This window comes from Bradyrhizobium lablabi, from assembly GCF_018129385.1.
Lineage (GTDB): Bacteria > Pseudomonadota > Alphaproteobacteria > Rhizobiales > Xanthobacteraceae > Bradyrhizobium > Bradyrhizobium lablabi_C.
Map to the genome: position 1 here is coordinate 107,312 of NZ_JAFCLN010000004.1, position 23,962 is coordinate 131,273.

A 23,962-nucleotide genomic window follows, 5' to 3' on the forward strand; every position below is an offset into this window, starting at 1 on the left:
GTGATCTCGATATCAAGCAGCGGATGGAATCTCTCAGGCGTAATTAAGCGATCTAGAGCGACAGGGATAGCATTCGTGTCGCTATGTCTCGCCGTCGGGCCAGCCGCAGCGCAACCCTATCCGAGCCGGCCGATTACGATGGTCGTTCCCTACGCGGCCGGCGGTCCGACCGATACCGTCGCCCGAATTGTCGCCGAGGCAATGGGCCGCGATCTGGGGCAACGAGTAATCGTCGAGAACATCGCCGGAGCGGGAGGCACAATCGGGATGACGAGGGTAGCCAAATCCGAGCCGAACGGATACACGCTGCTTCTCAACCACATCGGCATGGCGACCGCGCCGACTCTCTATCCTGGCTCCATCGATCCGCTCGCATCTTTCGAGCCTGTCGGCCTAGTTGCTGACGTTCCGATGACCATCGTGGCTCGACGATCGTTCCCTCCGAATACGCTAAAGGAGTTGATTGCTTACACCGCTGCGCAAGGACAGAAGGTATCGTACGCTCATGCCGGAGCCGGGACGGCATCCCATATATGCGGCGTTCTGTTTGCGTCCGAAACGGGAGCGCTGCCGGTTACAGTTCCCTACAAGGGGACCGGACCCGCAATGATCGACTTGATCGGCGAACAAGTCGATTTCATGTGCGATCAGACCACCAACACGACCAATCAGATACAATCGGGAGAGATCAAGGCGTACGCAGTGACTACGTCACATCGGATACCAGCACTCCCGAACGTTCCGCCCGTTACCGAAGCAGGTCTCGGCAAGATGGAGCTGGCAATCTGGCATGGAATCTATGCTCCAAAGGGAACGCCGCCCGAAGTGACGCAAAAGCTCACATCGGCGCTACAGAACTCTCTCCTCGCAAATGCCGTCCTTGAGCGATTTCGCCAGCTCAGCGCGATCGCGGTTTCAGCGGAGAACGCGACGCCCAGTGCCCTCAAGGCAAAGCTCATAGCGGATATCGCCCGCTGGAAACGTCTGCTCGAAGGCGAACTAGTTAAATGACCAATTGCACTCCATGAACCCACCATGTCCGCTTTGCGTCATTAGGCGACGTGACGCCAAACCGCCTTGGGGTCCGCTTTGGACCTTATAGGGTAGCTCAAAAAAGCCCGGCCTCCGCGACGGAGCCCGGGCTTTCGTTAGCACTGCTTTGCCGGTTGCTACGGGCGCCGCATCAGCCCTGCGCGTTGCGCGCCATGAAGCTGTCGTAGCCGAGTTCGGCGACCTGCCACCACTGGTAGCCGTTCGCCGTGAAGCTTTGCAGCGAATCCAGCACCTTCTTGAAGTTCGCATTGCCGGCCGAGGTCTCTGCGTAGATTTCCCTGGTCGCCTTCAGGCAGGCCTGCATGATCGGCGGCGAGAAGGCGTGCAGCTTGGTGCCGCCGGCGAGCAGCTTCTTCATCGACGGCGGATTGAGCTGGTCGTACTTCGCTATCATCCAGCTATTGGCGGTCTGGCCGGCCTGCTCGAGGATGCTCTGATAGTTCTTCGGCAGTGAATTCCATTTGTCGAGATTGACGAGAGCGAGCAGCATCGGGCCGCCTTCCCACCAGCCCGGGAAGTAATAATGCGGCGCGACCTTGTTGAAGCCGAGCTTTTCGTCGTCATAGGGGCCAACCCATTCGGCGGCATCGATCGTGCCCTTTTCCAGCGCGGGATAGATGTCGCCGCCGGCAAGCTGCTGCGGCACCACGCCGAGCTTTTGCATGACCTTTCCGGCAAAGCCGCCGATGCGCATCTTCAAGCCGTTCAGATCCTCGACGGTCTTGATCTCCTTGCGGAACCAGCCGCCCATCTGGCAGCCGGTATTGCCGGCGAGGAATGAGGTGACGTTGTAGCTCTTGTAGAAATCGTTCAGAGCCTGCCGGCCGCCGCCTTGCATATACCAGGCCTGGTTGAGGCGCTGGTTCGGTCCGAACGGCACCGCCGTGCCGAACGCAAAGGTCGGGTCCTTGCCGAAGTAATAGTAGGACGCGGTGTGGCCCATTTCGACGGTGCCGTTCTGCACGGCATCGAGCACCTGCAAGCCGGGGACGATTTCGCCGCCGGCAAACGTCTGGAGCTGGAATTTGTTGTCGGTGGCTTCGGCAACGAGCTTTGCCATCACCTCGACGCCGCCCCAGAGCGTGTCGAGCGATTTCGGCCAGCTTGCGGTCAGCCGCCATTTGATCTCCGGCATCGACTGCGCGATCGCCGGCGCGGCGAGCGTGGTGGCTGCGCCTGCGGCTCCAATACCCGTAACTTTGAGAAAATCTCTGCGCTTCATGGAATCCTGCCCTTGTTGTTGTGTTGTGTCTGTCGGGCATGATCCGTTCGGAAAGCCGATGCCGGCCCTTCGCGGATCACGCGATGGCCTTCTTTCCGAGGCTTGGCCGGCAGCATGGAACAAGCGGCCAGGGAATTCCATCCCGAAAACGGGCAGATGCGACGAAAAAGCCCGGCCTCCGCGACGACTGTCGCTGACGTCGGCTTTGGGCCGAAGCCGGGTGGCCCGTCAGTCTGGTGTCTAAGAACGCCGGTTATCGGACTCTAACCGGACGTTAAAAGTAGAGCGGTGCATGTCCGGTTCGGGCAATTGCAGACATCCTTCGGCGCGGGACGGCATGTCCGATGCCCCCCGATAGCGGACGACAGACTACCGGTGGCAAGACCGCAATGGGCCAACATCAGAAGCCAACCGCACCCCGCCTCATTATACCTGAGACGCACAAATCTACATCTTGTCGATGATCGACGAAACACCGTCTTCGGATGCGCGATCATTAGCAGCGGCAGCGACAATCGCAGGGATTACGTCGTCGGTACGATCAACGACAATGGGTTGAAGCAAGTGGTCTCTATGAAGGAAACCTGCGCTGCGTATGTGGTCCAGCATTGCCATCATAGGCGCCCAAAAACCTTTGATGTTCACCAAAACTATCGGCTTACGGTGCTGCCCAAGCTGGGCCCACGTCATGACTTCCACGATTTCTTCGACGGTACCGATACCACCCGGAAGCGCCACGAAGGCATCAGAACGCTCGAACATTCTGTGCTTGCGCTCGTGCATGGTGTCTGTGATCGTCAAGTCTTCGAACATCTTGAGCGCATCAGTCGTCGTTTCCCAGTTTGTGAGAAATCTCGGAATAATCGCGCCGACCTTGCCGCCGTTCTTCAGTGTGCCGTGAGCTACCGCGCCCATCACACCATGGGTTCCGCCGCCGTAGATCAGCGTTAATCCCGATGCAGCAAGAGCGCGTCCCAATCGTTCGCCTGCCTCAACGTAAGCAACGTCATGACCGGGCGAGGAACCGCAATAAACGCAGACTGCTTTGATCTTGCTCATGTCGGGGATAGACCCGATGGACGGGCATTGCGTCAAGCTTGTTCTTGGCTCGCCGGAGTCCGCTTGGGTTTCAGCGGACATAGCGGGCCAAAGGCCAGAGCTGACTTCAAAAGTACCAGAGGCTGACAAGCCGAAATCAGCCACCTTCCCCCGGCTGGCGCCAAGTAGCCGACATGCCAGGGCGTCACGCGCGACGAGCTTCGACGGCATCCTCTCTCGCATCCTGGCGTATCCCACGATCCCGCCCATTTGATCGGCCGTGAAGCCGCTACACCTTGGGAACATGGCCGCTCGTGTGCACATCATTGGCGCTTGTTCGATACGGAGTGATCAGGATGCGGTCCGCTTTAGCCCTCGCCCTGTTGATCACGTTGTGGGCTTCTGCCAACGCGAAAACGATGCGTCACTTGCGCACCAGCCACCATGTCACCATTCAGCCCACCGAAGGTACGTGCGTCCCCCCAACCTGCTACAAGTTTCCGGGCTATCCGCCCTTACCTCCGGAAGCGATCAGAACTCATGACCCGTCCACCTTCGGAGGCGGTTGATCTCACAAGACGGGTGGACTGATTTCTGGAACGGGTGACGCCGAACCGCCTGGTCCGCTTTGGACCTGACCTCAACGAAAAGCCCAGCCTCCGCGAACGGAGACCGGGCTTTGCCTTGCGACTTGTGTGTTAGTCGGCCGCTGTCAGATCAGCCGCGCGTGCGCGAGCGGATCATGAAGCTGTCGTTGGTGTATTCGGCGACCTGCCACCACAGATACTGGTCGGAGCGGTAGGCCTGCATCGCCTCGATGGTCTTCTTGAAGTCGGGGTTCTTGCCGGAGATTTCCGACCACAGCTCGTTGGTCGACTTCAGGCAGGCTTCGAGCACTTCGTTGGTGAAGGGGCGGAGCTGCGTGCCACCGGCAACCAGCCGCTTGAGCGCGGTCGGGTTCTGCATGTCATAGCGCGCGGTCATCCAGGTGTTGGTGTGCGCGCAGGCATTGGTCAGGATCGCCTGATAGTTCTTCGGCAGCGCGTTGAACTTCTCGAGGTTGGCGAAGGCGTGGACCATCGGGCCGCCTTCCCAGAAGCCGGGATAGTAGTAGTACTTGGCGACCTTGGCGAAGCCGAGCTTCTCGTCGTCATAGGGGCCGACCCACTCGGCTGCGTCGATGGTGCCCTTTTCCAGCGCCGGATAGATGTCACCGCCGGCGAGCTGCTGCGGGACGACGCCGACCTTCTGAAGCACCTGGCCGGCGATGCCGCCGATGCGCATCTTCAATCCCGAGAGATCGGCAACGGTCTTGATCTCCTTGCGGAACCAGCCGCCCATCTGCGTGCCGGTGTTGCCGGCGGGGAAGCCGATCACGCCGTGCTTCTTGAAGAAGTCGTTGCCGAGCTGCTCGCCGCCGCCCTGGTACCACCAGGAGTTCTGCTGGCGCGCATTGAGGCCGAACGGCACCGACGCGAAGATCGCAAAGGTCGGGTCCTTGCCGACGTAATAATACGCGACGGTGTGGCACATCTCGACGGTGTTGTTCGAGGTCGCATCGAGCGCTTGTAGGCCCGGCACGACTTCGCCGGCCGCGAACACCTGGATCTGGAATTTGTTATCGGTCATTTCGGCGACGTACTTCGCCACCTGCTCGCCGCCGCCATAGATGGTATCAAGCGACTTCGGGAAGCTCGACGTCAGGCGCCACTTCACCTCGGGCGAGGACTGCGCAATGGCCGGCGAGGCAACGGCTGTTGCGGCAGCACCAGCCGCTGAAACTTTCAAGAAATCACGACGCTTCATATCTTCTCCTTGGTGGGGGCGTTTTCCCAGATTGCCGTCAGCGCTCCTCCGGCAGGGCGAATCCACATTGATCCGGGGCGCTTTAGCGGGGGGCGCTTTAACACGGAAGCGGCCAGCCGGAAACGCGACAAAGGCATGAATGCCCTGCTTAAACCAAAGTCGCATCCGGTTTCGGAACGGCCTCAGGCGGCGGCGATAACGCCTTGAAGTTGCTCACGGACTTTCTGCCCGATGGCGCGGAAGATCGCCGCATGGGGACCGTCCGGTTCGCTGTCGACGACGGGGGTGCCGGCGTCCGACGTGGTACGGATATCCATGTGCAGCGGGACCTCGCCGAGGAAAGGAACGCCCAGCTTTTCCGCCTCGTGGCGGGCGCCGCCATGGCCAAAGATATCCGAGCGCGTGCCGCAATGCGGGCACTGGAAATAGCTCATGTTCTCGACAATGCCGAGCACAGGCACATTGACCTTGCGGAACATCGCAAGGCCCCGCCGCGCGTCGATCAGCGACAGATCCTGCGGCGTCGAGATGATGATCGCGCCCTTGAGCGGCACGTTCTGCGCCAGCGTGAGCTGCGCATCGCCGGTGCCCGGCGGCATGTCGACAACAAGCACATCGAGCGTGCCCCAGGCAACGTCGCGCAGCATCTGCGTGATCGCCGACATCACCATCGGCCCGCGCCAGATCATCGCGGTCTCTTCCTCGACGAGGAATCCGATCGACATGATGGCGAGGCCAAAACGCTCGATCGGGATCATCTTCTTGTCGTCGTTGAGCTCGGGCTTCTTCTTGATGCCGGTCAGCCGCGGCACCGAGGGACCGTAGATATCGGCATCGAGCAGGCCGACGCGCAGGCCGAGATCGCGCAGGCCCAGCGCCAGATTGAGCGCGGTGGTCGACTTGCCGACGCCGCCCTTCCCCGAGGCCACCGCGATCACGGCGGCGATACCTGGAATTTCCGACTGCCTCGCCATCGGCGACGGGCCACCCTGTGGCGGCCGATGCGAGGCTGCCGGCTGCACGCCATGGCTGTGGCGATGCGGTTGCGGCGGCGGGGGAGAACTGCCCGGCTTGCGCTCGGCGGTGAGCGCGATCATGGCCGTCGTAACGCCGGGAATGCCGCGCACGGCGGCCTCGGCCTGCGCACGCACGCTCTCCCAGGCTCTCGCCTCGGCGGCATCGACATTGATGGAGAAGAACACCTTGCCGTCGGCAACCGTGATCGCCGACAACACATTGGCGTGGGGCAACGCGACGCCGCGCGGCGACATCACCCTGCCAAGGGCATCCAGAACCTGCTGCTGCGTCACGCTCATAGGCGTATCTCCTGAAGCCATGCGGGGTTCTGATAGACATCAGAACCCCGCATGGCCACTTCTTTATTGACGCGTTTTCTTAACGCGAACCGGGGTCCACTTCGCTTGAAAACGCTATGGAGGCGCCTATAAAGCGGCCGCGCACAAAATTCTAGCGCGCGCCCATATCCTCGCGCGTCTCGACGGGCGCGACCGCGCCGCCTTCCTTGGCGGCCTCATAGTTCAGCTCGATCATCACGCCATTTGGGTCGTCGACGAAGATTTGCCAGAGGTCGCCGCCCGGCACCTGACGGGAATCGAACTTCATGCTCTTCGACTGGAGGCGCTTCTTCATGCCGTCGAAGCCGGTCGAGGCGAAGGCGACATGATGGACAACGCCGGAATCCGGCTTTTGCTGCTCGGCGGTCTGCGAAATATCGACGAGATGCACGACGGCCTTGCCCTCGCTGTACATCCAGGCGCCGGGGAACGCGAAGTTCGGCCGCGGGCCCTTCTCGAGGCCGAGAATGTCTTCATAGAAGCGGACCGTCTCGGCCAGGTTCCGGGTCCGGATATTGAAGTGATCGAGCACACCCACGCTCACGCCCATGCGAACTCTCCCAGTTTGTTTGGTTATTAGGTGGCCAATCCTAGCACGAAACCGGCGGTTTCGGCCAAACGAAGGCGTTGCCCTCCCCTGCGCAGCGGTTATGGTGCGGCTCCTTCAAGAACCGCCCGGCCCCGACCTGCGGCCGCTGGCCAAACCTCCAGGTAGCAACATGGCAAAAGTCGCTTTTCTCGGTCTCGGCGTGATGGGTTTTCCGATGGCGGGGCACCTCGTGAAAAAGGGCGGCCATGAAGTGACCGTCTACAACCGCACCGCGGCAAAGGCGAAGGAATGGGCGGACAAGTTCGGCGGCAAGACCGCGGCAACGCCGAAGGCCGCCGCGGAGGGCCAGGACTTTGTGATGTGCTGCGTCGGCAACGACAACGACCTGCGGGCCGTGACAATTGGCCCCGACGGCGCGTTCGCCGGCATGAAGAAGGGCGCCGTATTCGTCGATCACACCACCGCCTCCGCCGAAATCGCGCGCGAACTCGACGCGGCCGCTGCCAAGGGCGGCTTCAGGTTCGTCGATGCGCCGGTATCGGGCGGCCAGGCCGGCGCCGAGAACGGCGTGCTGACGGTCATGTGCGGCGGCAACGAGGACGCCTATGCCGCGGCGGAGCCGATCATCAACTCTGCCTATGCGCGGATGTGCAAGCGGCTCGGCCCGGCCGGCGCCGGGCAGCTCACGAAAATGGTCAACCAGATCTGCATCGCGGGTCTGGTGCAGGGCCTTTCCGAAGGCCTTCACTTCGCGAAGAAGTCAGGCCTCGATGTCAGCGCGGTGGTCGACACCATCTCGAAGGGCGCGGCGCAGTCCTGGCAGATGGACAACCGCTACAAGGCGATGAACGAAGGAAAGTTCGATTTCGGCTTTGCAGTGGAATGGATGCGCAAGGATCTTTCGATCTGCATCGCGGAGGCCCGCCGCAACGGCGCCAACCTGCCGGTCACGGCGCTGGTCGATCAGTTCTATGCCGAGGTCGAGAAGATGGGCGGCAAGCGCTGGGACACCTCCAGCCTGATGGCGCGGCTCGAGCGGTGAGGATGGCCGCTGCGGTCGGTTTATCGGACCTTGTCCGCTTCATTTCCGAAGCGGACAACCAACCAAGCAACCCCGCTACTCGATGACAGCGTCCGCGCCGGCGACAAGTCCCGCAGGAACCTCGATGCCGAGCTCTTTTGCCGCCTTCAGGTTGATCACCAACTCAAAGGTCTTCTCCTGGAAATACGGCATCTCGGCAGGATTGGCCCCGCGCAAGACGATCTCAGCCATCTGCTCGGCATTCCTTCGAATGGCGGCTTTGACATCCCAGGAGTACGACATCAGACCGCCAGCCTCGGCCTGATCGCGGAAGTTATACATGGCGGGAAGCCGATTTTGCTGGATGAGCTGAGCCATAAGCACCCGATGAGGAATGTGCTCATTCTCATCTGAAATCATCACTCCATCGAATTGCTCTCTCTGCACGGAGCCGAGCACGCGTCGATACTCGGCCTCATTGTAAGGATTGTTCAAAAGCACCGACGTCAATGAAATCCCCAGCTTCGGCGCGGCATCCTCGGTGGCGCGTCCGCCGGGACCAGTCCAGCCACCTCGCGTCGAAACAAATGCAACCCGCTTCAAGCCGGGGACCGCGTGGCCGAGCAGCTCAAGACGCTTGCCCCAGACCTCAACACCCGCGTCGACACTGACACCCGTAATATTGCCTCCGGGCCGTGCCAGGTTGGAGACAATACCAAAGCGAATTGGGTCTCCCGTCATCGTCACGACCGGAATTGTGTTCGTTGCGGCCTTGAGCCTGAGCGTCATCGGCGTACCTCCAGTCCAGATCAGGTCCGGATTGGTAGCGACCACCTCGCGCGCAAGGGATTCATAACGGTCGGACCGTCCCTCTGCGGAATAGCGGTCGATGATGACATTCTCTCCTTCGATGAGACCGGTCCGCCTTAACTCTGCATCGAACAGCCGAGCCAGCGGATCGCGCTTCACATCCTCGACCTTCGTCGATGCCATTACGACGGCGATACGCTTCTTCGGAGTGGATTGCTGCGCCTCGGCGTATCGCAGCGAAGGCAACCATATCGCCGTGGCTAGCAAGAAATCGCGTCGCTTCATTTGGTCCCCCTGCCCCAACAAGGCCTAACCAATTTTCCAGTCGCGGTTCGACGGTGTCGCAATCAAATTCTTGGAATCAAATTCTCTTGGAATCGAATTCTTGGGCTTGAGCCCCAGCGGTTTCACCTGTGGCTCGAATATCACACAACTTAGCCGATCGCTCCCTTGGTAGCAAACGGACGTTGCGGTAGCCGACGTGACCTGCCCCAATATCGAGAGGGTTTGGGCAGGTGGGGGCACCATGAACATTCTCAGATGCGCCTTCGCCGGCGCAGCGATGACGTTGTCTGTCGTATCAGGCGCGCTTGCGGCGGACCTTCCGGTCAAGGCCAGGTCAGCTCAATATTTGAAGATTTGCTCCCAATATGGAGCCGGCTTCTTTTACATCCCGGATACGGACACCTGTATCAAGCTTGGCGGCTTCCTGCGCATCGACACCACGTTCAATGGCAACGTTTACGGTTTACCGGCATGGTCCGGCGACCTCGGCCAGGGCAATCGGTATTTCGACTACTTCGTCGGTCGCTCCCGTCTGGGAGTGACTGTTGATACGCGAACCGACACGCCCTACGGCCTGCTCCGCGCCTTCGGCCAGTTCGATCTGCAGTTCAATAATTTCAGCACGGCCAACCCAACTGCACTGACGACCACTTCGTTTGGTACTCCGTTCGGCTTGAATTCAGGCCTGTTGTCCAACGCCGGCGGCGGCTACGTTCCCGTGGACCCGGTATTTATCCAGTTCGCAGGTTTCACGATCGGCAAGTCGGCGTCGGCCTATGCAACGCCGTGGCATGGCTATCCCGGCAACAACACGTCGTATCTGATGGGCGGACATGACACCGTCACGGGCGTGAACAACATCCAGTACACAGCCCAGTTCGGCAACGGCGTGACCGGCAGTGTCGGCCTTGATGACCCGACCGTGTTCAACCGTACCGTTCTCTTCAACCTGTCGACCGGCACGAATGCGGTTGGCCTCGGTGCAAATGCCTACGCCGGCACGCGGGCTCCGGACGTCGTCGGCAGGATTCGCGTGGACCAGGCCTGGGGACTGGTGCAATTCTCGGTTGCGGCCCACGAGGTCGCCGCCTCTTACAACGCCCTTGCCTTCAGTGCATCGCCGACCAACTCGTCGGAGACCAGCGGACATCCCGACGCAAAGTGGGGCGGTTCGGCGATGGCAGCGCTACAGATCAAGAACATCCCGACCGGTGCCAACGACGACTTCAAGATCGAGGCATCGTATGCACGAGGAATCACCAAGAACGTGATTTCGACGAGCACTTCCTCGCCGAGCTTCGCGATGTTTGGCGGCTCAAGCCGTGCCGGCGCCTATCAGAGCATTGGCTTTGGCGCCACCACAGATGCCGTTTTTCTTCCCGCCTTCGCCGGCGGCACCGGCGATCTCAAGCTGACAACCTCCTATGGCCTCCGTGGCGCGTTCAATCACAATTGGAATCCATTCTGGTCCAGCAGCCTGTTCGGCAGCGCTTCGGCTGTTCGGTACGCCGGCAACGCATCCGACATCACCACTGCGATGGGCCAGTACTGCACGAGCTACATCGCCAGCACCGGCGGCTTGGCGACCAAATCTGCCGATTTTCGCTGCAACCCGAACTTCAATGTCTACCAGGCAGGCTTCGTTACGCGCTGGACTCCCGTCAAGAACCTGACGTTCTCGGGCGAGGTGCAATTCGTTGCGCTTGATCAGAAGTTCACGGGCACTTCGGTTTTGCCTGCGGCGGCGCCAAAGCCTGCGACTGTCTACGAGTACAAGAACCAGAATACGGCCTATCTCAACGTTCGCGTTCAACGCAATTTTTGAAACGCCTGGCTGCTCGACGGGTCCTGCGCCGAAGGCGAGAAGATGGGCAGCAAGCGCTGAGGCACCTCCAGCGTGATGGCACGGCTGGAGCGGTGCGAATGGCCGCTGCCGCTGGCTGATCGGACCTTGTCCGCTTCAGTTCCGAAGCGGACGCCGCCATGAGCCGGTTCGCACCTCAAGCGGTTCAAGTCTGACGGAATTGTTGAGATATCCCTTAACCTGCCCGGGGCTAAGACGGATCGGTTACGCGGCCCTTAGAGAACGCACGCATGTTGAGTACCGATCTCATTTTTTGGCCAGTCGTCGCTCTTCTGGTGGCGTGCAATTTGTATTTTGGGCCGCGCATCAGAAGCGACCGGATCGCGATGCAATGGGGCTTGGACGGCCAGCCAACGTGGCACGCATCGAAAGCGGTCGGGCTTTGGGGGATGGTGGCGTTCGCCCTTGCCGTCCGGCTACTGATCTGGGCGCTATCAACATACGCTCCCTCCAAAGTGCATGGCGTCGAACTGGGCTTGCTGCTTTTCTCCATCACAATTGCTGCGTCGCATGCTCTGTTGCTCAGGAAAGCGGTACAGGCGGGTTGAACCATCGCTCCGATATAGACTCCTCAAAGGTTCATGCTCATAACTCCTTCGTTCGGCGGGAAAGACTTGTCCAACCCGTGAGCATGCAGCGGCGCAAGTATAAGGGGTAAGCCGCCCCCGGAGAGGAAGCGATCGCGTGAGCAACTCGCCGTTCCGGCGGATGGTCGAGACCCCGGACTTCTGGCGCCTGTGGTATGTCGGCCTGATCGTCGCCACGGTACGTTGGGTGGAAACCATCGCGGTCGGGATCCTGGTCTACCAGCGCACCGATTCGGCGTTTCTGGTTTCGATGATGACCATGCTCCGTTTGCTTCCGATGGGGCTGTTCGGGATTTTTCTCGGCGCGCTTGCGGAACGCGTCGATCGCCGCCTGACCCTGCTCGTCATGGTGCTTGTCATGAGCGGCACCTCCGTTGTCCTCGCGCTGCTCGACCGGACCGGGCAACTCGAGGTCTGGCATCTCGCGCTCGCCAGCTTCATCAACGGGTGCGGCTGGTGCACCGATAATCCGGTGCGCCGCGTGATGATCGGCGAGGTCGTCGGCCGCGAACAGATGGGCCGTGCGATGTCGTTCGACGTCGGTGCCGTCAACGCAAGCCGCATGGTCGGCCCCGTCATCGGCGGATTCCTGCTCGCCGGGACGGGCATTCAAGGCGTGTTCATCCTGAGCGCGTTGATGTATTGCACGGCGCTATGGGCGGTCGTGACCGTCCGCCCACGCCATGCTCACGCGGCGGAATCCGCCGCGGTACTGGCACGGATCGCCGAAGGGCTGGCCCTGGTACGCACCGACAAACGGATCATCGGTGTGCTGCTTGTGACGGTCATCTTCAATATCTTCGGCTGGCCCTTCACCGGCATGATCCCCGTCATCGGACGCGACCGCCTGCATCTGGGCCCCGAGGGCGTGGGCGTGCTGGCAACCATGGACGGGATCGGCGCGTTCGGAGGCGCGCTGCTGATAGCCCTATGGTTGATCCCGAAATATTACGGCCGGGCTTATGTGGGCAGTGTCATCCTCTATCTGATCATGGTGGTCGTTTTTGCGCTGGTGCAAAGCCCGGCGCTGGCAGGTGCGGCGTTGTTGCTGACCGGGCTGGGTAACGCCGGGTTTGGTGCGATGCAGGCTACGCTGGTCTATCTTGCCGCGCCGCCGGACATGCGTTCGCGTCTGCTCGGCGTGCTGACCGTCTGCATCGGCACAGGGCCGATCGGCTTCCTGTGGCTGGGTTGGCTCGCAGAGCGCATCGGGCCTCACAACGCCACCGCCGTGACCGGCGTCCTCGGCCTCTTGGCCCTGGCCGCAACCTGGCGCTGGTGGAAGGATATCTGAGTAAAGCGCGGCTCATCCCACCGACGCCCACAGGTTGGCCATCGCCGTATCCGTCAATCCACTCCGACGTGCAGTGGTATGTAACGGACCATTTTTTCATAATGCGCGCCGAGCGCCTGTTGCGCCGCCGGCACGTCGTGAGCCAGCGCGGCTTTTGCGATCGCTTCGTGCTCGGCATCGATGTCACGCGGTCCGGTTTCGATCGCCAGCGAGATGTGGCGGTATCGGTCGGCGCGAGCGCTCAACGCGCGGCAAATCTGTAGCAAGCTTGCGGAGTCGCAGGCCGCTATCAGGGCCTCGTGGAAATCCTTGTGGCGCCGTTCCCATTCCTCGTTCATCAGCCGCGGCTCGCCCGCGCGGCGGCGCGGCAACCGGGTCAGCACGTGCAGGCTGGACATGATCCGGGCTTCCCACAATTCGTCACCCAGCGCGATGGCGCGCTCGATAGCCCAACCTTCGATCCTGATACGGGTGCGGACCAAATCCTCGAGCTCGTGGCGCGACAGCGGGGCGACGCGGTAGCCGCGATTGTGCTCGGTCACAACCAGGCCTTCAGTCACCAGCCGAGCGAGGGCTTCGCGCACCGGCGAGACGCTCATCCCGCATAGCGCCTGCATTTCATGAAAACGCAACGGCGCACCCGGCTGGAATCGTCCGGTGAAGATCGCTTCGCGCAGGATCCGCCACGCTTCCGCGCCGCGACTACCTTCGGAAATTGGGTGCTGCGTCGATCCGAACATGGGAGAAATGCGTTTTCGAAGGAGCCAAGATTTTCGAAGATATTGACTATCTGCGAACATACAATGATAAATGTTCAACCAACAGGCAAACTAAAAATTGCATGGGGAGCTCAATACATGTGGAGGGCGTTGGGGTGCGTGATTGCGCTTGGAATCGGTCTGGTACCGGCCCGCGCTGCCGAGGTGACCATCCGTTTCCCGGTCGAATACGCGATCGATATCGCGCCGGGGCTTTCCAACCAGGACTTCAAGAAGCTGATCGAGGAGCGGACCAACGGCCGCGTCGAGGTCAAGCTGTTCCCATCGGGCAGTCTTTATAAGGGGCTCGACCTGGTGCAGGCGATCCTGCGCGGCGACGCCGAAATGTCGACGCTGACTTCCGCCTACTGGACCGCGCTGTCGCCCAAGGTCGCGGTGTTCGAACTGCCCTACGCTTTCCCGGAGCGTGCCGCGTTCTATCGCGCGATCGACGACGCCGCCTTCATCAACAGCCTCTACGACGAGGTCGAGGCCAAGGGCGCCAAGGCCATCACGATCATGCCCTACGATCATTTCGGCTTCGGTACCCGCACCAAGCCGCTGCGCAATCCGCGCGACATGGCCGGCCTGAAGATGCGTGGCCTCGGCCGCACCAACTCGGCGATGTTGCAGGCATTGGGCGCTTCCGCGGTGTCGCTCAATCTGGTCGAGCTATCGCCGGCGCTACAGCAAGGCGTGATCGACGGACTCAACGCACCGATCGACATCATGCTTGCCTACAAGTGGCACGAGTCCGTGAAACACGTGACGTATGCGCCGGCCTATATCGGCTATTACCCGTGGATGGTGAACGCGAAGTGGTGGAACGCCCTGGCGCCCGACCTTCGCAAGACTATTCACGACACCGCCATCGAAGTGGCGCGCTTGCACCGCGCCCGCTCAGAGGCGGAGACCGAACGCGCGCTGGCGGGACTGAAGGCAGGCGGCGTCGAGACACACGTGCAGACGCCGGAAGAGCGCAAGGCCTGGATCGAAGCCACCCTGCCGGTGTGGCAGCAATTCGAACCGCAGGTCGGCAAGGAACTGATCGCGCGCGTCCGCAGCTACAGCAAGTAAAGCTCGATCCGGGCGACTCACGCTTCGCCAGCCAAATCTCAATCAAAGGGGGTCCATCATCATGCTCAATCGTATCGTCGCCGCATGCGCGGTGTCCTGCACCGTGCTCGCGGCGTGGCTGACCGCGCCCGCGCCGGCCGGCGCCGCCGAGGTCACCATCCGCTTTCCGATCGAGTACTCGCTCGACATCACGCCCGGCCTCGCCAACCAGGAATTCAAGAAGCTGGTCGAGGAGCGCAGCAAAGGCCGGGTCGAGGTCAAGCTGTTCCCGTCGGGCAACCTTTATAAGGGACTCGATTTGCTTCAGGCGCTGCTGCGCGGCGATGCCGAAATGACCACGCTGATATCAGCCTATTGGAGCTCGCTCTCGCCGCGGCTGGCGGTGTCGGAACTGCCTTACGCGTTCCCCACCGCGGCATCGTTCTACAAGGCGATCGATGGCGGCTTCTTCCAGGAAGCTTATAGCGAAGTGGAAGGCAAAGGCGCCAAGCTGATCACCGTGCTGCCGTTCGACTACCTTGTGCCGGGCACCAAGAATACGCCGCTGCGCAATCCGCGCGACATGGCCGGCCTGAAGATGCGCGGACTGGGCCGGGTCAATCTGGCCATGCTGCAAAGCCTGGGCGCGACGCCGGTGTCGCTGAATTTCGTCGAATTGTCGCCGGCGATTCAGCAGGGCGTGATCGACGGCCTCAACGTGCCCACCGATAATTTCCTGATCTACAAGTGGAACGAAAGCATCAAGCACGTCACTTATGCGACCTACTACGTCGCGTTCTATCCCTGGATGGTGAACGCCAAATGGTGGGCCAGTGTGCCCGCCGATCTGCGCACGATCATCGAAGATACCGCCAAGGAAGTCGCCATTCGCCACCGGGTGCGCGCGCAGAGCGAATCCGACAAGGCGATCGAGGGCATGAAGGCGGCCGGCGTCAACGTTCACGTGCAGACGCCTGAGGAACGCGCGGCCTGGATAGAAGCGACCAAACCGGTTTGGAAACAATTCGAAGCGCAGATCGGCCCCGACCTGCTTTCGCGCCTCCAGAGCTATTCCAAATGAACGGGATCCGGCGGGCTAGCGCCGTCCTGGCGCGTATCGAAGACGGCATTGCGGGGCTGGTACTCGCCGCGGTGCTCGGCGTCGTCGTCTATGAATTGACCGTGCGCGGTCTGTTCGGTCAATCCAACCTGTGGACCGACGAACTCTCCCGGGTGCTGCTGATCGCGATGACATATATCAGCGCGATCGGACTGACGCGCGACGGCGCCAATGTGCGGGTCGAATTGTTCATCGACCGGCTTGGACCTGGACCGCGACAGATCGTCGAAAGAATTTGCGACCTTCTCTGTCTCGGCTTCGCGGTGACCGCCACCGTACTAGGCGCGCGCTATGTGCAGGAATCGGCGCTGTTCGGCATTTCCTTCGCCCATTCCAATCTTCCCTTCCCGCTGTGGGCGGCGCAATCGGTCATTCCGATCGGTTTTGCCCTCATCAGCTTGCGGCTCGTGCTGCGCTTGATCGGGGTCCGTCCCGACAAGCCGGTCGCCAGCGCGGAGGCCTGACATGGCGTTTATGTTGATAGCCAGCCTGCTGGTGATGCTCGCACTAGGGCTGCCGGTGGCGTTCGCGCTGTGGCTCACCGGTCTTGCCGCCGTCGCGATCTTCAAGGTGACCTCGTTTACCCAGGTCGCGCAGTCGATGTTCTCGGGCCTCGACAGTTTCGTGCTGCTCGCCATCCCGTTCTTCATCCTGGCCGGCAACATCATGCTGCGTTCCGGCTTTGCCAAATACCTGTTCGACCTGATGCAAACCCTGGTCGGCAGCGTCTCCGGCGGCGCCTCGATCGGCGCCAGCGGCGCTTCGGCGATCTTTGGCGCCATGACCGGCTCGTCGGTCGCCTCGGCGGCAGCGCTCGGGCGCGTCATGATTCCGGTGATGGGTTCGCTGGGATACCCCCGTCCCTTCACCGCCGGCCTGATGGCGGCCGGCGGCACGCTCGGCATTCTGATCCCGCCCAGCGTGACGTTCGTGATCTACGCCGAGATGGCGCAGCAGTCGGTCAAGGACCTGTTCGTTGCCGGCGTGGTGCCCGGCATCGTGGCGGCGACCGCGATCGGCATCGTGGCCTTTGCCATCGCAAGGCGTCATGGATACGGCAAATCAACCGAACCGTTCTCGCTGCTGGCGGTCTGGCGAGCCTTCGTGCTGGCAGGTCCGGCGCTCCTGATGCCGGCGATCGTGCTCGGCGGCATTTATCTCGGCGTATTCACGCCGACGGAGGCCGCCGCGGTGTCTGCGGTATACGGGCTGCTGATCGGCATGTTCGTCTACCGGACGATCCGCCTCGCTGATCTGCCCGGCATTTTCATCGACAGCGCGCGGTCCACCGGCGCGATCCTGTTCATCCTGTCGGGCGCGTTGTTCGTCGGTATGGTGGCAACGTTGGCCGGCATTCCCGATGCCATCGTCAACGCGATTACGCATCTCAATCTGTCGCCGCTGCTGTTCCTGTTCCTGGTCAATGCCGTGCTGCTGGTTCTCGGCTGCTTCCTCGACGGCTTCACGCTGCTGACGGTGGTGACGCCATTGCTGCTGCCGACGGTGAAGGCGCTCGACATCAACCTGATCCATTTCGCGATCATCCTGACGCTCAATATCGAGATTGCAGCGATCACCCCGCCGGTCGGGTTGAACCTGTTCGTTATCACCGGCATTTCCGGAACGACGATGCAGGAAGTGGTGGCGGGCGCATTTCCCTTCGTGTTCGCCTTGATGGCGACGCTGATCCTGCTGACGATCTTCCCGGCGATCACGCTGCTGCTGCTTTGATGAGGAATTGACGATGGAACCGATCATCGACGCACACCACCACATCTGGCGGCAGGCCGACCAGCCCTGGCTGCAAGGACCGACGGTGCCGAGGATATTCGGCGCCTATGATGCGCTCAAGCGCGACTATCCGGTGGAGGAATTTCTTTCCGACATCGCGGGCACCGGTGTGGTGAAGTCGGTTTATGTGCAGACCAACTGGGGCAAGGGACAGGAAATCAGGGAAGTCGAATGGGTTCAGGCCAATGCCGACCGCGCCGGCTGGCCGCACGCCATCGTCTCCTACGTCGATTTCCAGAGCGAGCAGGCGCCGCAGGTGATGGAAGCGCAGGCGAAATCTCCGCTGATGCGCGGCGTGCGCCAGCAATTGCACTGGCACACCAACGAGCAGTACCGGTTTGCACCTGCGCCGGACCAGATGAACACCGCGGCATTCCGCAGGAATTTCGCCTTGCTGGAAGAGCGCGGCTGGCTGTTCGAATTGCAGGTGTTCACCTCCCAGATGGCCGACGGCAGCGCGTTGGCGAAAGCCTTTCCCGGCATCACGCTGGTGCTGGAGCATGCCGGCATGCCCGAGGACCGCTCGGCGGAAGGCCGGCGGGCGTGGCGCGAAGGCATGCGGCGGCTGGCCGATCAGCCGAACATGCACACCAAGTTTTCCGGGCTCGGCACTTTCATCCGCCGTAACGACGCCCAGCACATCGCCGATATTGTCGGCGAAACACTGGAACTGTTCGGTGCAAACCGCTGCGTTTGGGGATCGAATTTCCCGATCGAAAAGCTGTGGACCGACTATGCGTCGATCGTGAGCGCCATCAAATCGGCGCTGACATCAGTCCCCGAGAGCGATCGGCGCGCAGTATTGCACGATACCGCCGCGAGACTTTATCGTCTCACCGAGACAAAATGAAAGCGCGAATGACCGCTAACGGAGTTGGCGTCATGGCGCGGCCACGAGAGGAAGCGCCAATCGTCCGCGCTTCCACTGGACCGAACTGAGGTCAACAGATTGATACCTGCGCACCTACTGGAACCAGGCGGCATAGATCCTTGCAAAGCTGCCGTCGTTCATCGCGATGTGCAGCCACTGATCGACGAAGGCCTTCAGCGCCACATCGCGCTGTAGCCAATAGGCCTTCTCTGCAAAGTCGAACGGCTGGTCCGGATGCACGGCGCAAAGCACGCCCGGATGAAGTTTCTGCTGGTAGCGCGTCTCCGAGGCGTCCGTCATCATGACGTCGGCATCGCCCTTGGCGATTTCATCGAAGATCGTGCGGTTGTCGCCATATACCCTGATCTCGGCCGCTTTGACATGGGCACGGGCAAAGCGCTCGTTGGTGCCGCCGGGATTGACGATAACGCGCGTGCCCGGCCTGTCGATATCGGCAAGGGTGGAATACCTGTCCTTGTCGGCGCACCGCGCGATCGGGGTCTTGCCTTCGCGCATGACCGGCGCCGAGAACAGGCCCCTCTTCTGCCGGTCGAGCGTAATGGAGATGCCGCCCATCGCGACGTCAAACTTGTCGGCCTCAAAGTCCTGCGTCAGTTGCGGCCATCCCGTCTTCACGAACGCGACCCTGACGCCGAGCGCCCTGCCCAGCGCTTCCGCCATGTCGACGTCAAAACCGCTGAACTTCTGCGCCGTCTCGTCGAGATGGGTGAACGGGCGGTAGTCGCCGGTCATGCCGACCCGCAGGGTGCCGCGGCTGACGATCTCGTCGAGACGGGAGGGTTGCTGCGCCTGCGCGCAAACGGAGATGCTCAACGCGGCGATCACGCCGACCGGGATACGAAACATCTTGCTTCAAGGTCCGCTTTTTTCATGGTGTGGTCTGCGAGACCCGCCCCGCGTGAAGCGGTGGCCGGCGGCATGGGCCTCGTCGACGCGACGAATTTCTCCCGTCACGCCGCCGGCCGACTCCGGATATAGGAAGGCATCAACGACATCCGCAATGTCGCCGATATGGCGAGCCGTAGCTTTAATGTTTGCCCAGAAACGAAAGAACGGCCTGGTTATAGGCTTCAGGCTGTTCCGAAGATACGGTGTGCGAGCTTCCGGAAATGACAATTCTCTCGCGCCTGGGCAGGCAGCTCTCTAGCTGGTCCGTGATCAGATAAAAGAATTTCGGGCTCCGCTCTCCGCTGGACAGCAAGGTCGGTGCCGTGATTGCTTTGGCCATCTCGCAGGTGAAGACGGGCCTTGGACGCTTCGTCGTCACATCGGCCTGGTACGAAGCCAGATTGTCGAGGTTCATTTTCTTTTCCGCATCGGAACGGCGCTCGTAAGCGCCCGGCCCGCCGACGGCATCGACGAAAAGAGGAATGCTGGCCTTGGCGTCGCCAGCCTTGACCGCTTCCCTTGCCGGCGCCTGTCTGTTGCCCCACTCTTTCAGCGTATCCGCAACGTTGGGCACGCCGGTCAGCAATCCGGTGGCGGGCGGCTCGTTGAGCGCGAGGCTGACCACCATTTCGGGATGCGAAGCGGCAAAGAAAAGCGCGGCATGCGCTCCCGACGAATGCGCCACCACCCGCACCTTCGAGAAGCCGAGTGCCCGCACAAAGGCCGCCAGATCCTCGCCATGGGCGTCGGCAGCGCCATCAGGCATGCCGTCCGGGCTTGCCTCGTTCGGGTAATGATTGCGGCGGCTGTACGCGATCGCGCTATAGCTGCCGCTGAACTTGGCAAGCTGTTGCGACCACATCCTGTAGTCCTGAAGCCCGCCGTGAACGAATATGACGGGTTCACCCTTGCCCGCTTCGACATAGGCGAATTCAGCTCCGTTGGCGGAAATTCGCTTGACCTCGTCGGCCGCGGCCATGGTGCCGAGCGCGCTGCTCAAAACGAGCGCGCCGACAATGGCCGACGCAGAGCGACGACGGGTCAAAGCAAATCCGAACATTGGACGCCTCCTCTTGCGAAGAGGAGCATACGCGGTCAGGGCGCGAACGTCCAATATGAATACCTTAAGGTTGCATAACCGTTTTGATAAGGGACGTTGATCGCCCGGACGCCGTTTCGTCAAACCAGCGGGGCGACGTCTGAATATCGATGGCGGCTTGTCCGGTCGCCGTTCCCGCGGCGCCGGCTCGGGGACGGTTGCCGGTTTGGACCAGGGATAATCAAGCCGCCTGCTTCTTTGTCCGCGGCAGGAACGGACGCAGCGGCCGCTTGATCGCACCGGTGCAGGCGCGCGTCACTGTCTTGCCGCCGTCGGTCCAGGTCTGCGTGCCCTTGAGTTTCGCGCTGCGCCGCACGAAGGTGCCGCTGTATTTCGCCTGATACTCGCGGTCGCCGCCTTTCCAACTGCCCTGAAGGTCGATCTTCTGGCCGTTGATCGTGCCGGTGCCCTGCTCTGCTGTCGCTTCAACGCCTGTCGGACGCAGCCGCACCACGTGATTGTAGTTTGCAGCGCTGCCGGCGATCGTGACATCGATGGCCTCGCGCATCTTGTCGTTGGTGAAGGGCAGCTTGTCGCACACCATCGTGCCGCGATAGGTGGCGTCGAGCACTTGCGCCGCGATGGGCGTGGCCGTCGCCATCATGATCGCAACCAGCGCCGCCATCCTTGCCCCCACCATCGCCGTCCCCCTTATGAATTTTCGGCAGGCGCTCCTGCCGTTTATAAAAGCGGCATCGTAATGGGCTCAATCGGACGGGTCGACAGGAATCGATTTGGCTTCGCTAGTGCAGCATGACAGCGGCCCGCGCGCACGATTGCTCGCTGCTACCGGCTTGCCGTAACGTTGCATCGAAATGCGGTACCGGGAGAGCTTCCGTTGCGTCCAAATCCAATAAAACCGCGTCTTGCGGCCGGCGGCTGCGCCTTCGGAACGATGACGTTCGAGTTTTTTACGCCCGGCTACCCGGCAATCTGCCAAGAGGCCGGCGCCGAATTCATCCTCTATGACATGGAGCATTCGGGCGTCGGCTTCGAGACCATGAAGGCCCAGTTCGCATTCTGCCGCGGACTCGATCTGGTGCCGCTGGTGCGCGTTCCCTCTGGCGACTATCACCACATCGCCCGCGCGCTCGATATCGGCGCTATGGGCATCATGGTGCCGATGGTCGAAACGCCGGAACAGGCGAAGGCGATCGTCGACTGCACGCGATATCCGCCGGCGGGACGCCGCGGCGCTGCGTTCAACGTGGCGGCGCATGACGACTATGCCGGCGGATCGGAGGCCGACAAGATCGCCAAAGCCAACGCGCGCACGATGGTGATTGCGCTGGTCGAGACCGGCAAAGGCATCGAGAACGTCGATGCGATCGCCGCGGTCGACGGCGTCGACGTGGTCTGGCTCGGCCACTACGATTACACGAACTCCATCGGCATTCCCGGCCAGTTCGACAACCCGAAATTTTTTGCGGGTGTCGACAGCCTGGTCAAAGCCTGCACGAAACACGGCAAGACGCCGGGCTTTCTCGCCGGCGACGAGAAATGGGCGCGCGATTTCCGCGCCAAAGGCTTTCGCATGATCGCCTACGGCGTCGACACGCTGCTGATGCAGCGCACACTCGCCGGGGGGATCAGGCTGTTGCGAGGGACGGTGAAGGAGTAAACGTCACGCTCGCGGCGGCACGCTTGCCTCATCCCTGCCCTCGACCGCGAACCGCTGCACGATCCAATCGATGAACAACCGCACGCGCGGCGAGAGCTGGCGGTTGCGCGGATAGAGCACGGCAACGGGACCCGGCGGCACTTGCTTGTCGGGCAGCACCTGCACCAGGCGGCCTGCCTCGAGATCGCGACCGATATGGAATAGCGGCATCTGGGCGAGGCCGAGGCCAAGCAGGACGCCGTCGAGAAATGTTTCGGTACCGGTGCAGGTGAATGGCGTCGGTACTTCAACGTGCGTGACTTCTCCGTCGCCAACGAATTCGAACGGTGTCACCACGCCCGTGGTGATCGATCGCAAGCCGACGGCGCGATGATGCAAGAGATCGGCGATGGTCTTCGGCGTGCCGTGTCGTTCGAGATAGGCGGGCGCGCCGACGGTGATGCGCGGCAGCGCGGCCACCTGGCGTGCGACGAGATCGCTGTCGGGCAAGGCGCCGTAGCGCAGCACGCAATCGACGCCTTCGCGCACCACGTCGACCCAGCGGTCGCTCTCGCTCATCGCGAGCTCGATCCCGGGATAGCGCGCAAAAAAATCCGGCAGGCCGGGCATCAGAAAGTGCCGCGCGATCGTGCCCTGCACTTCCACGCGCAGCATGCCCTTGGGCACGGCGCCGCGGAACGCGCCTTCGGCATCCTCGACGTCGTCGAGGATGGCCATGCAGCGGCGGTAATAGGCTTCGCCATCGAGCGTCGGGCGCACGGTGCGGGTGGTGCGCTGGAGCAGCCGCACGCCCAGCCGCTCCTCGAGCTGCCGCACCACCTGGGTGGCGGTCGAGCGCGGGATTTCGAGGTCGTTGGCGGCCTCGGTGAAGCTGCGCCGGTCCACCACCCGCGTGAACAGCCGCATTGCGTCCAACCGGTCCATTGGCGCCCTATTGTTCTAAAATAACGAACAGTATTGCTGTTTCTAGCCGGATTATCTGGGTAAGGCCAGCCTATATCTCCTGCCCATCAGCCCGAAAATGGGCTTGGCAAATAAAGGAGATCGACATGACCGCCACCAACAAGACCGCCCTTGTCACCGGCGCCTCCCGCGGCATCGGCGCTGCCATTGCCGAGCGGCTCGCCGCCGACGGCTTTACCGTCATCATCAATTATTCCGGCAACGCCCGCGACGCCGAGGCGATGGCCAGCAAGATCGAAAAGGCCGGCGGCCGGGCTACCACCGCGCAGGCCGATGTCACCGATCCCTCCGCGGTCGCGCGCATGTTCGATGCGGCGGAAGCAGCGTTCGGCGGCGTCGACGTGCTGGTGAACAATGCCGGTGTCATGCACCCCCAGCCGCTCGCGGAAACCGACGACAAGTCGTTCGACAGCCACCTCGCGGTCAATCTGAAAGGCACCTTCAACACGTTGCGTGAAGCAACGAAACGCGTGCGCGAAGGCGGGCGCATCATCAACATGTCGTCCAGCCAGGCCGTCATGCTGTTCCCGGGCTACGGCGTCTATGCCGCCACCAAGGCCGCCGTCGAAGCGATGACGCATGTGCTGTCCAAGGAGCTGCGCGGCCGCAACATCACGGTCAACGCCGTGGCACCCGGACCAATCGCCACAAAACTGTTCTTCGATGGCAAGTCGCAGCAGGTGATCGACAACTTCAAGAAGCTGTCGCCGCTGGAGCGGCTCGGCCAGCCGGAAGATGTCGCCAACACCGTGGCCTTCCTCGCCGGACCCGACGGCGGCTGGATCAACGGCCAGGTGCTGCGCGCCAATGGCGGGATCATCTGATCCCGCCCGCCTCTCGCCTCTCACTCCTCGTCTCAACCCAACGTCCGCCTTGAGAAGGCGGCGAC

The 23,962-nt window shown here is 61.8% G+C and carries 23 protein-coding genes; 12 read left to right on the plus strand and 11 right to left on the minus strand.

The genetic code is table 11. From position 1 onward, the window contains the following. The first annotated feature begins 138 nt into the window (after positions 1–138). On the plus strand, positions 139–1,011 hold the full coding sequence (locus JQ628_RS10070; protein WP_433996122.1) for a tripartite tricarboxylate transporter substrate-binding protein: 873 nt from the start codon (positions 139–141) through the stop codon (positions 1,009–1,011). A gap of 172 nt (positions 1,012–1,183) precedes the next feature. On the opposite strand, the gene JQ628_RS10075 is transcribed toward JQ628_RS10070, so the two are convergent. From JQ628_RS10075 to JQ628_RS10095, 5 genes are all read right to left on the minus strand, one after another. Further along, the gene (locus JQ628_RS10075; RefSeq protein WP_212222389.1) at positions 1,184–2,275 is read right to left on the minus strand and encodes a TRAP transporter substrate-binding protein; all 1,092 of its coding nucleotides are present in this window, start codon (positions 2,273–2,275) and stop codon (positions 1,184–1,186) included. A gap of 447 nt (positions 2,276–2,722) precedes the next feature. Then, the gene (locus JQ628_RS10080; protein WP_212222390.1) at positions 2,723–3,334 is read right to left on the minus strand and encodes a TIGR00730 family Rossman fold protein; all 612 of its coding nucleotides are present in this window, start codon (positions 3,332–3,334) and stop codon (positions 2,723–2,725) included. Between the two features lie 696 nt (positions 3,335–4,030). Further along, positions 4,031–5,119, minus strand: coding sequence for a TRAP transporter substrate-binding protein (locus tag JQ628_RS10085; RefSeq protein WP_212222391.1), 1,089 nt, complete (start codon positions 5,117–5,119; stop codon positions 4,031–4,033). A 182-nt stretch (positions 5,120–5,301) separates the two neighbouring features. Continuing rightward, positions 5,302–6,435, minus strand: a complete 1,134-nt coding sequence (locus JQ628_RS10090; RefSeq protein ID WP_212222392.1) for an Mrp/NBP35 family ATP-binding protein — start codon at positions 6,433–6,435, stop codon at positions 5,302–5,304. A 151-nt stretch (positions 6,436–6,586) separates the two neighbouring features. Further along, entirely contained in the window at positions 6,587–7,024 is a 438-nt protein-coding gene (locus JQ628_RS10095) for a VOC family protein (protein ID WP_212222393.1), read from the minus strand. Positions 7,025–7,193: 169 nt separating this feature from the next. On the opposite strand from JQ628_RS10095, the gene JQ628_RS10100 reads away from it, so the two are divergent. Then, positions 7,194–8,066, plus strand: a complete 873-nt coding sequence (locus JQ628_RS10100) for an NAD(P)-dependent oxidoreductase (RefSeq protein WP_212222394.1) — start codon at positions 7,194–7,196, stop codon at positions 8,064–8,066. Positions 8,067–8,141: 75 nt separating this feature from the next. Here JQ628_RS10100 and JQ628_RS10105 read toward each other — a convergent pair whose 3' ends face one another. Then, positions 8,142–9,140, minus strand: coding sequence for an ABC transporter substrate-binding protein (locus tag JQ628_RS10105; protein WP_212222395.1), 999 nt, complete (start codon positions 9,138–9,140; stop codon positions 8,142–8,144). Between the two features lie 241 nt (positions 9,141–9,381). Here JQ628_RS10105 and JQ628_RS10110 point away from each other — a divergent pair, with 241 nt between their 5' ends. The 3 genes from JQ628_RS10110 to JQ628_RS10120 all read left to right on the plus strand — a co-directional run bounded on the left by JQ628_RS10110 (position 9,382) and on the right by JQ628_RS10120 (position 12,885). After that, positions 9,382–10,965 (plus strand): porin, encoded by a 1,584-nt coding sequence (locus JQ628_RS10110; RefSeq protein ID WP_212222396.1) that lies wholly within the window; start codon positions 9,382–9,384, stop codon positions 10,963–10,965. Between the two features lie 269 nt (positions 10,966–11,234). After that, a complete protein-coding gene (locus JQ628_RS10115) occupies positions 11,235–11,552 on the plus strand; it encodes a hypothetical protein (protein ID WP_212222397.1) in 318 nt (105 codons plus the stop codon). A 136-nt stretch (positions 11,553–11,688) separates the two neighbouring features. After that, positions 11,689–12,885, plus strand: coding sequence for an MFS transporter (locus JQ628_RS10120; protein WP_212222398.1), 1,197 nt, complete (start codon positions 11,689–11,691; stop codon positions 12,883–12,885). Positions 12,886–12,938: 53 nt separating this feature from the next. On the opposite strand, the gene JQ628_RS10125 is transcribed toward JQ628_RS10120, so the two are convergent. Next, the gene (locus JQ628_RS10125; RefSeq protein WP_212222399.1) at positions 12,939–13,703 is read right to left on the minus strand and encodes a GntR family transcriptional regulator; all 765 of its coding nucleotides are present in this window, start codon (positions 13,701–13,703) and stop codon (positions 12,939–12,941) included. Positions 13,704–13,742: 39 nt separating this feature from the next. On the opposite strand from JQ628_RS10125, the gene JQ628_RS10130 reads away from it, so the two are divergent. From JQ628_RS10130 to JQ628_RS10150, 5 genes are all read left to right on the plus strand, one after another. Beyond that, positions 13,743–14,720 carry a TRAP transporter substrate-binding protein gene (locus tag JQ628_RS10130; RefSeq protein WP_212222400.1) on the plus strand — a complete coding sequence of 326 codons (978 nt, stop codon included), beginning with the start codon at positions 13,743–13,745 and terminating at the stop codon, positions 14,718–14,720. Between the two features lie 61 nt (positions 14,721–14,781). Continuing rightward, complete coding sequence (locus JQ628_RS10135) at positions 14,782–15,780, plus strand: TRAP transporter substrate-binding protein (RefSeq protein WP_212222401.1); 999 nt, start codon at positions 14,782–14,784, stop codon at positions 15,778–15,780. Further along, positions 15,777–16,283 carry a TRAP transporter small permease gene (locus tag JQ628_RS10140; RefSeq protein WP_212222402.1) on the plus strand — a complete coding sequence of 169 codons (507 nt, stop codon included), beginning with the start codon at positions 15,777–15,779 and terminating at the stop codon, positions 16,281–16,283. Before JQ628_RS10135 ends, JQ628_RS10140 begins: the two co-directional genes overlap by 4 nt. A 1-nt stretch (position 16,284) precedes the next feature. Beyond that, positions 16,285–17,550 (plus strand): TRAP transporter large permease, encoded by a 1,266-nt coding sequence (locus JQ628_RS10145; RefSeq protein WP_212222403.1) that lies wholly within the window; start codon positions 16,285–16,287, stop codon positions 17,548–17,550. 13 nt (positions 17,551–17,563) lie between these two features. Next, positions 17,564–18,460, plus strand: a complete 897-nt coding sequence (locus JQ628_RS10150) for an amidohydrolase family protein (RefSeq protein WP_212222404.1) — start codon at positions 17,564–17,566, stop codon at positions 18,458–18,460. A gap of 114 nt (positions 18,461–18,574) precedes the next feature. Here the strand turns inward: JQ628_RS10150 and JQ628_RS10155 are convergent, their stop codons facing one another. The 3 genes from JQ628_RS10155 to JQ628_RS10165 all read right to left on the minus strand — a co-directional run bounded on the left by JQ628_RS10155 (position 18,575) and on the right by JQ628_RS10165 (position 21,129). Beyond that, complete coding sequence (locus JQ628_RS10155; protein WP_212222405.1) at positions 18,575–19,348, minus strand: transporter substrate-binding domain-containing protein; 774 nt, start codon at positions 19,346–19,348, stop codon at positions 18,575–18,577. 181 nt (positions 19,349–19,529) lie between these two features. Then, positions 19,530–20,450 (minus strand): alpha/beta fold hydrolase, encoded by a 921-nt coding sequence (locus tag JQ628_RS10160; RefSeq protein ID WP_212222406.1) that lies wholly within the window; start codon positions 20,448–20,450, stop codon positions 19,530–19,532. A gap of 220 nt (positions 20,451–20,670) precedes the next feature. Beyond that, positions 20,671–21,129 carry a hypothetical protein gene (locus JQ628_RS10165; RefSeq protein ID WP_212222407.1) on the minus strand — a complete coding sequence of 153 codons (459 nt, stop codon included), beginning with the start codon at positions 21,127–21,129 and terminating at the stop codon, positions 20,671–20,673. A gap of 255 nt (positions 21,130–21,384) precedes the next feature. Here JQ628_RS10165 and JQ628_RS10170 point away from each other — a divergent pair, with 255 nt between their 5' ends. Next, positions 21,385–22,110: an HpcH/HpaI aldolase family protein gene (locus tag JQ628_RS10170; protein WP_212222408.1), complete on the plus strand. Its 726-nt coding sequence runs from the start codon at positions 21,385–21,387 to the stop codon at positions 22,108–22,110. Positions 22,111–22,113: 3 nt separating this feature from the next. On the opposite strand, the gene JQ628_RS10175 is transcribed toward JQ628_RS10170, so the two are convergent. Beyond that, complete coding sequence (locus JQ628_RS10175; RefSeq protein WP_212222409.1) at positions 22,114–23,034, minus strand: LysR family transcriptional regulator; 921 nt, start codon at positions 23,032–23,034, stop codon at positions 22,114–22,116. Positions 23,035–23,159: 125 nt separating this feature from the next. Here JQ628_RS10175 and JQ628_RS10180 point away from each other — a divergent pair, with 125 nt between their 5' ends. Beyond that, a complete protein-coding gene (locus JQ628_RS10180; RefSeq protein WP_212222410.1) occupies positions 23,160–23,897 on the plus strand; it encodes an SDR family oxidoreductase in 738 nt (245 codons plus the stop codon). The last annotated feature ends 65 nt before the right edge of the window (positions 23,898–23,962 follow it).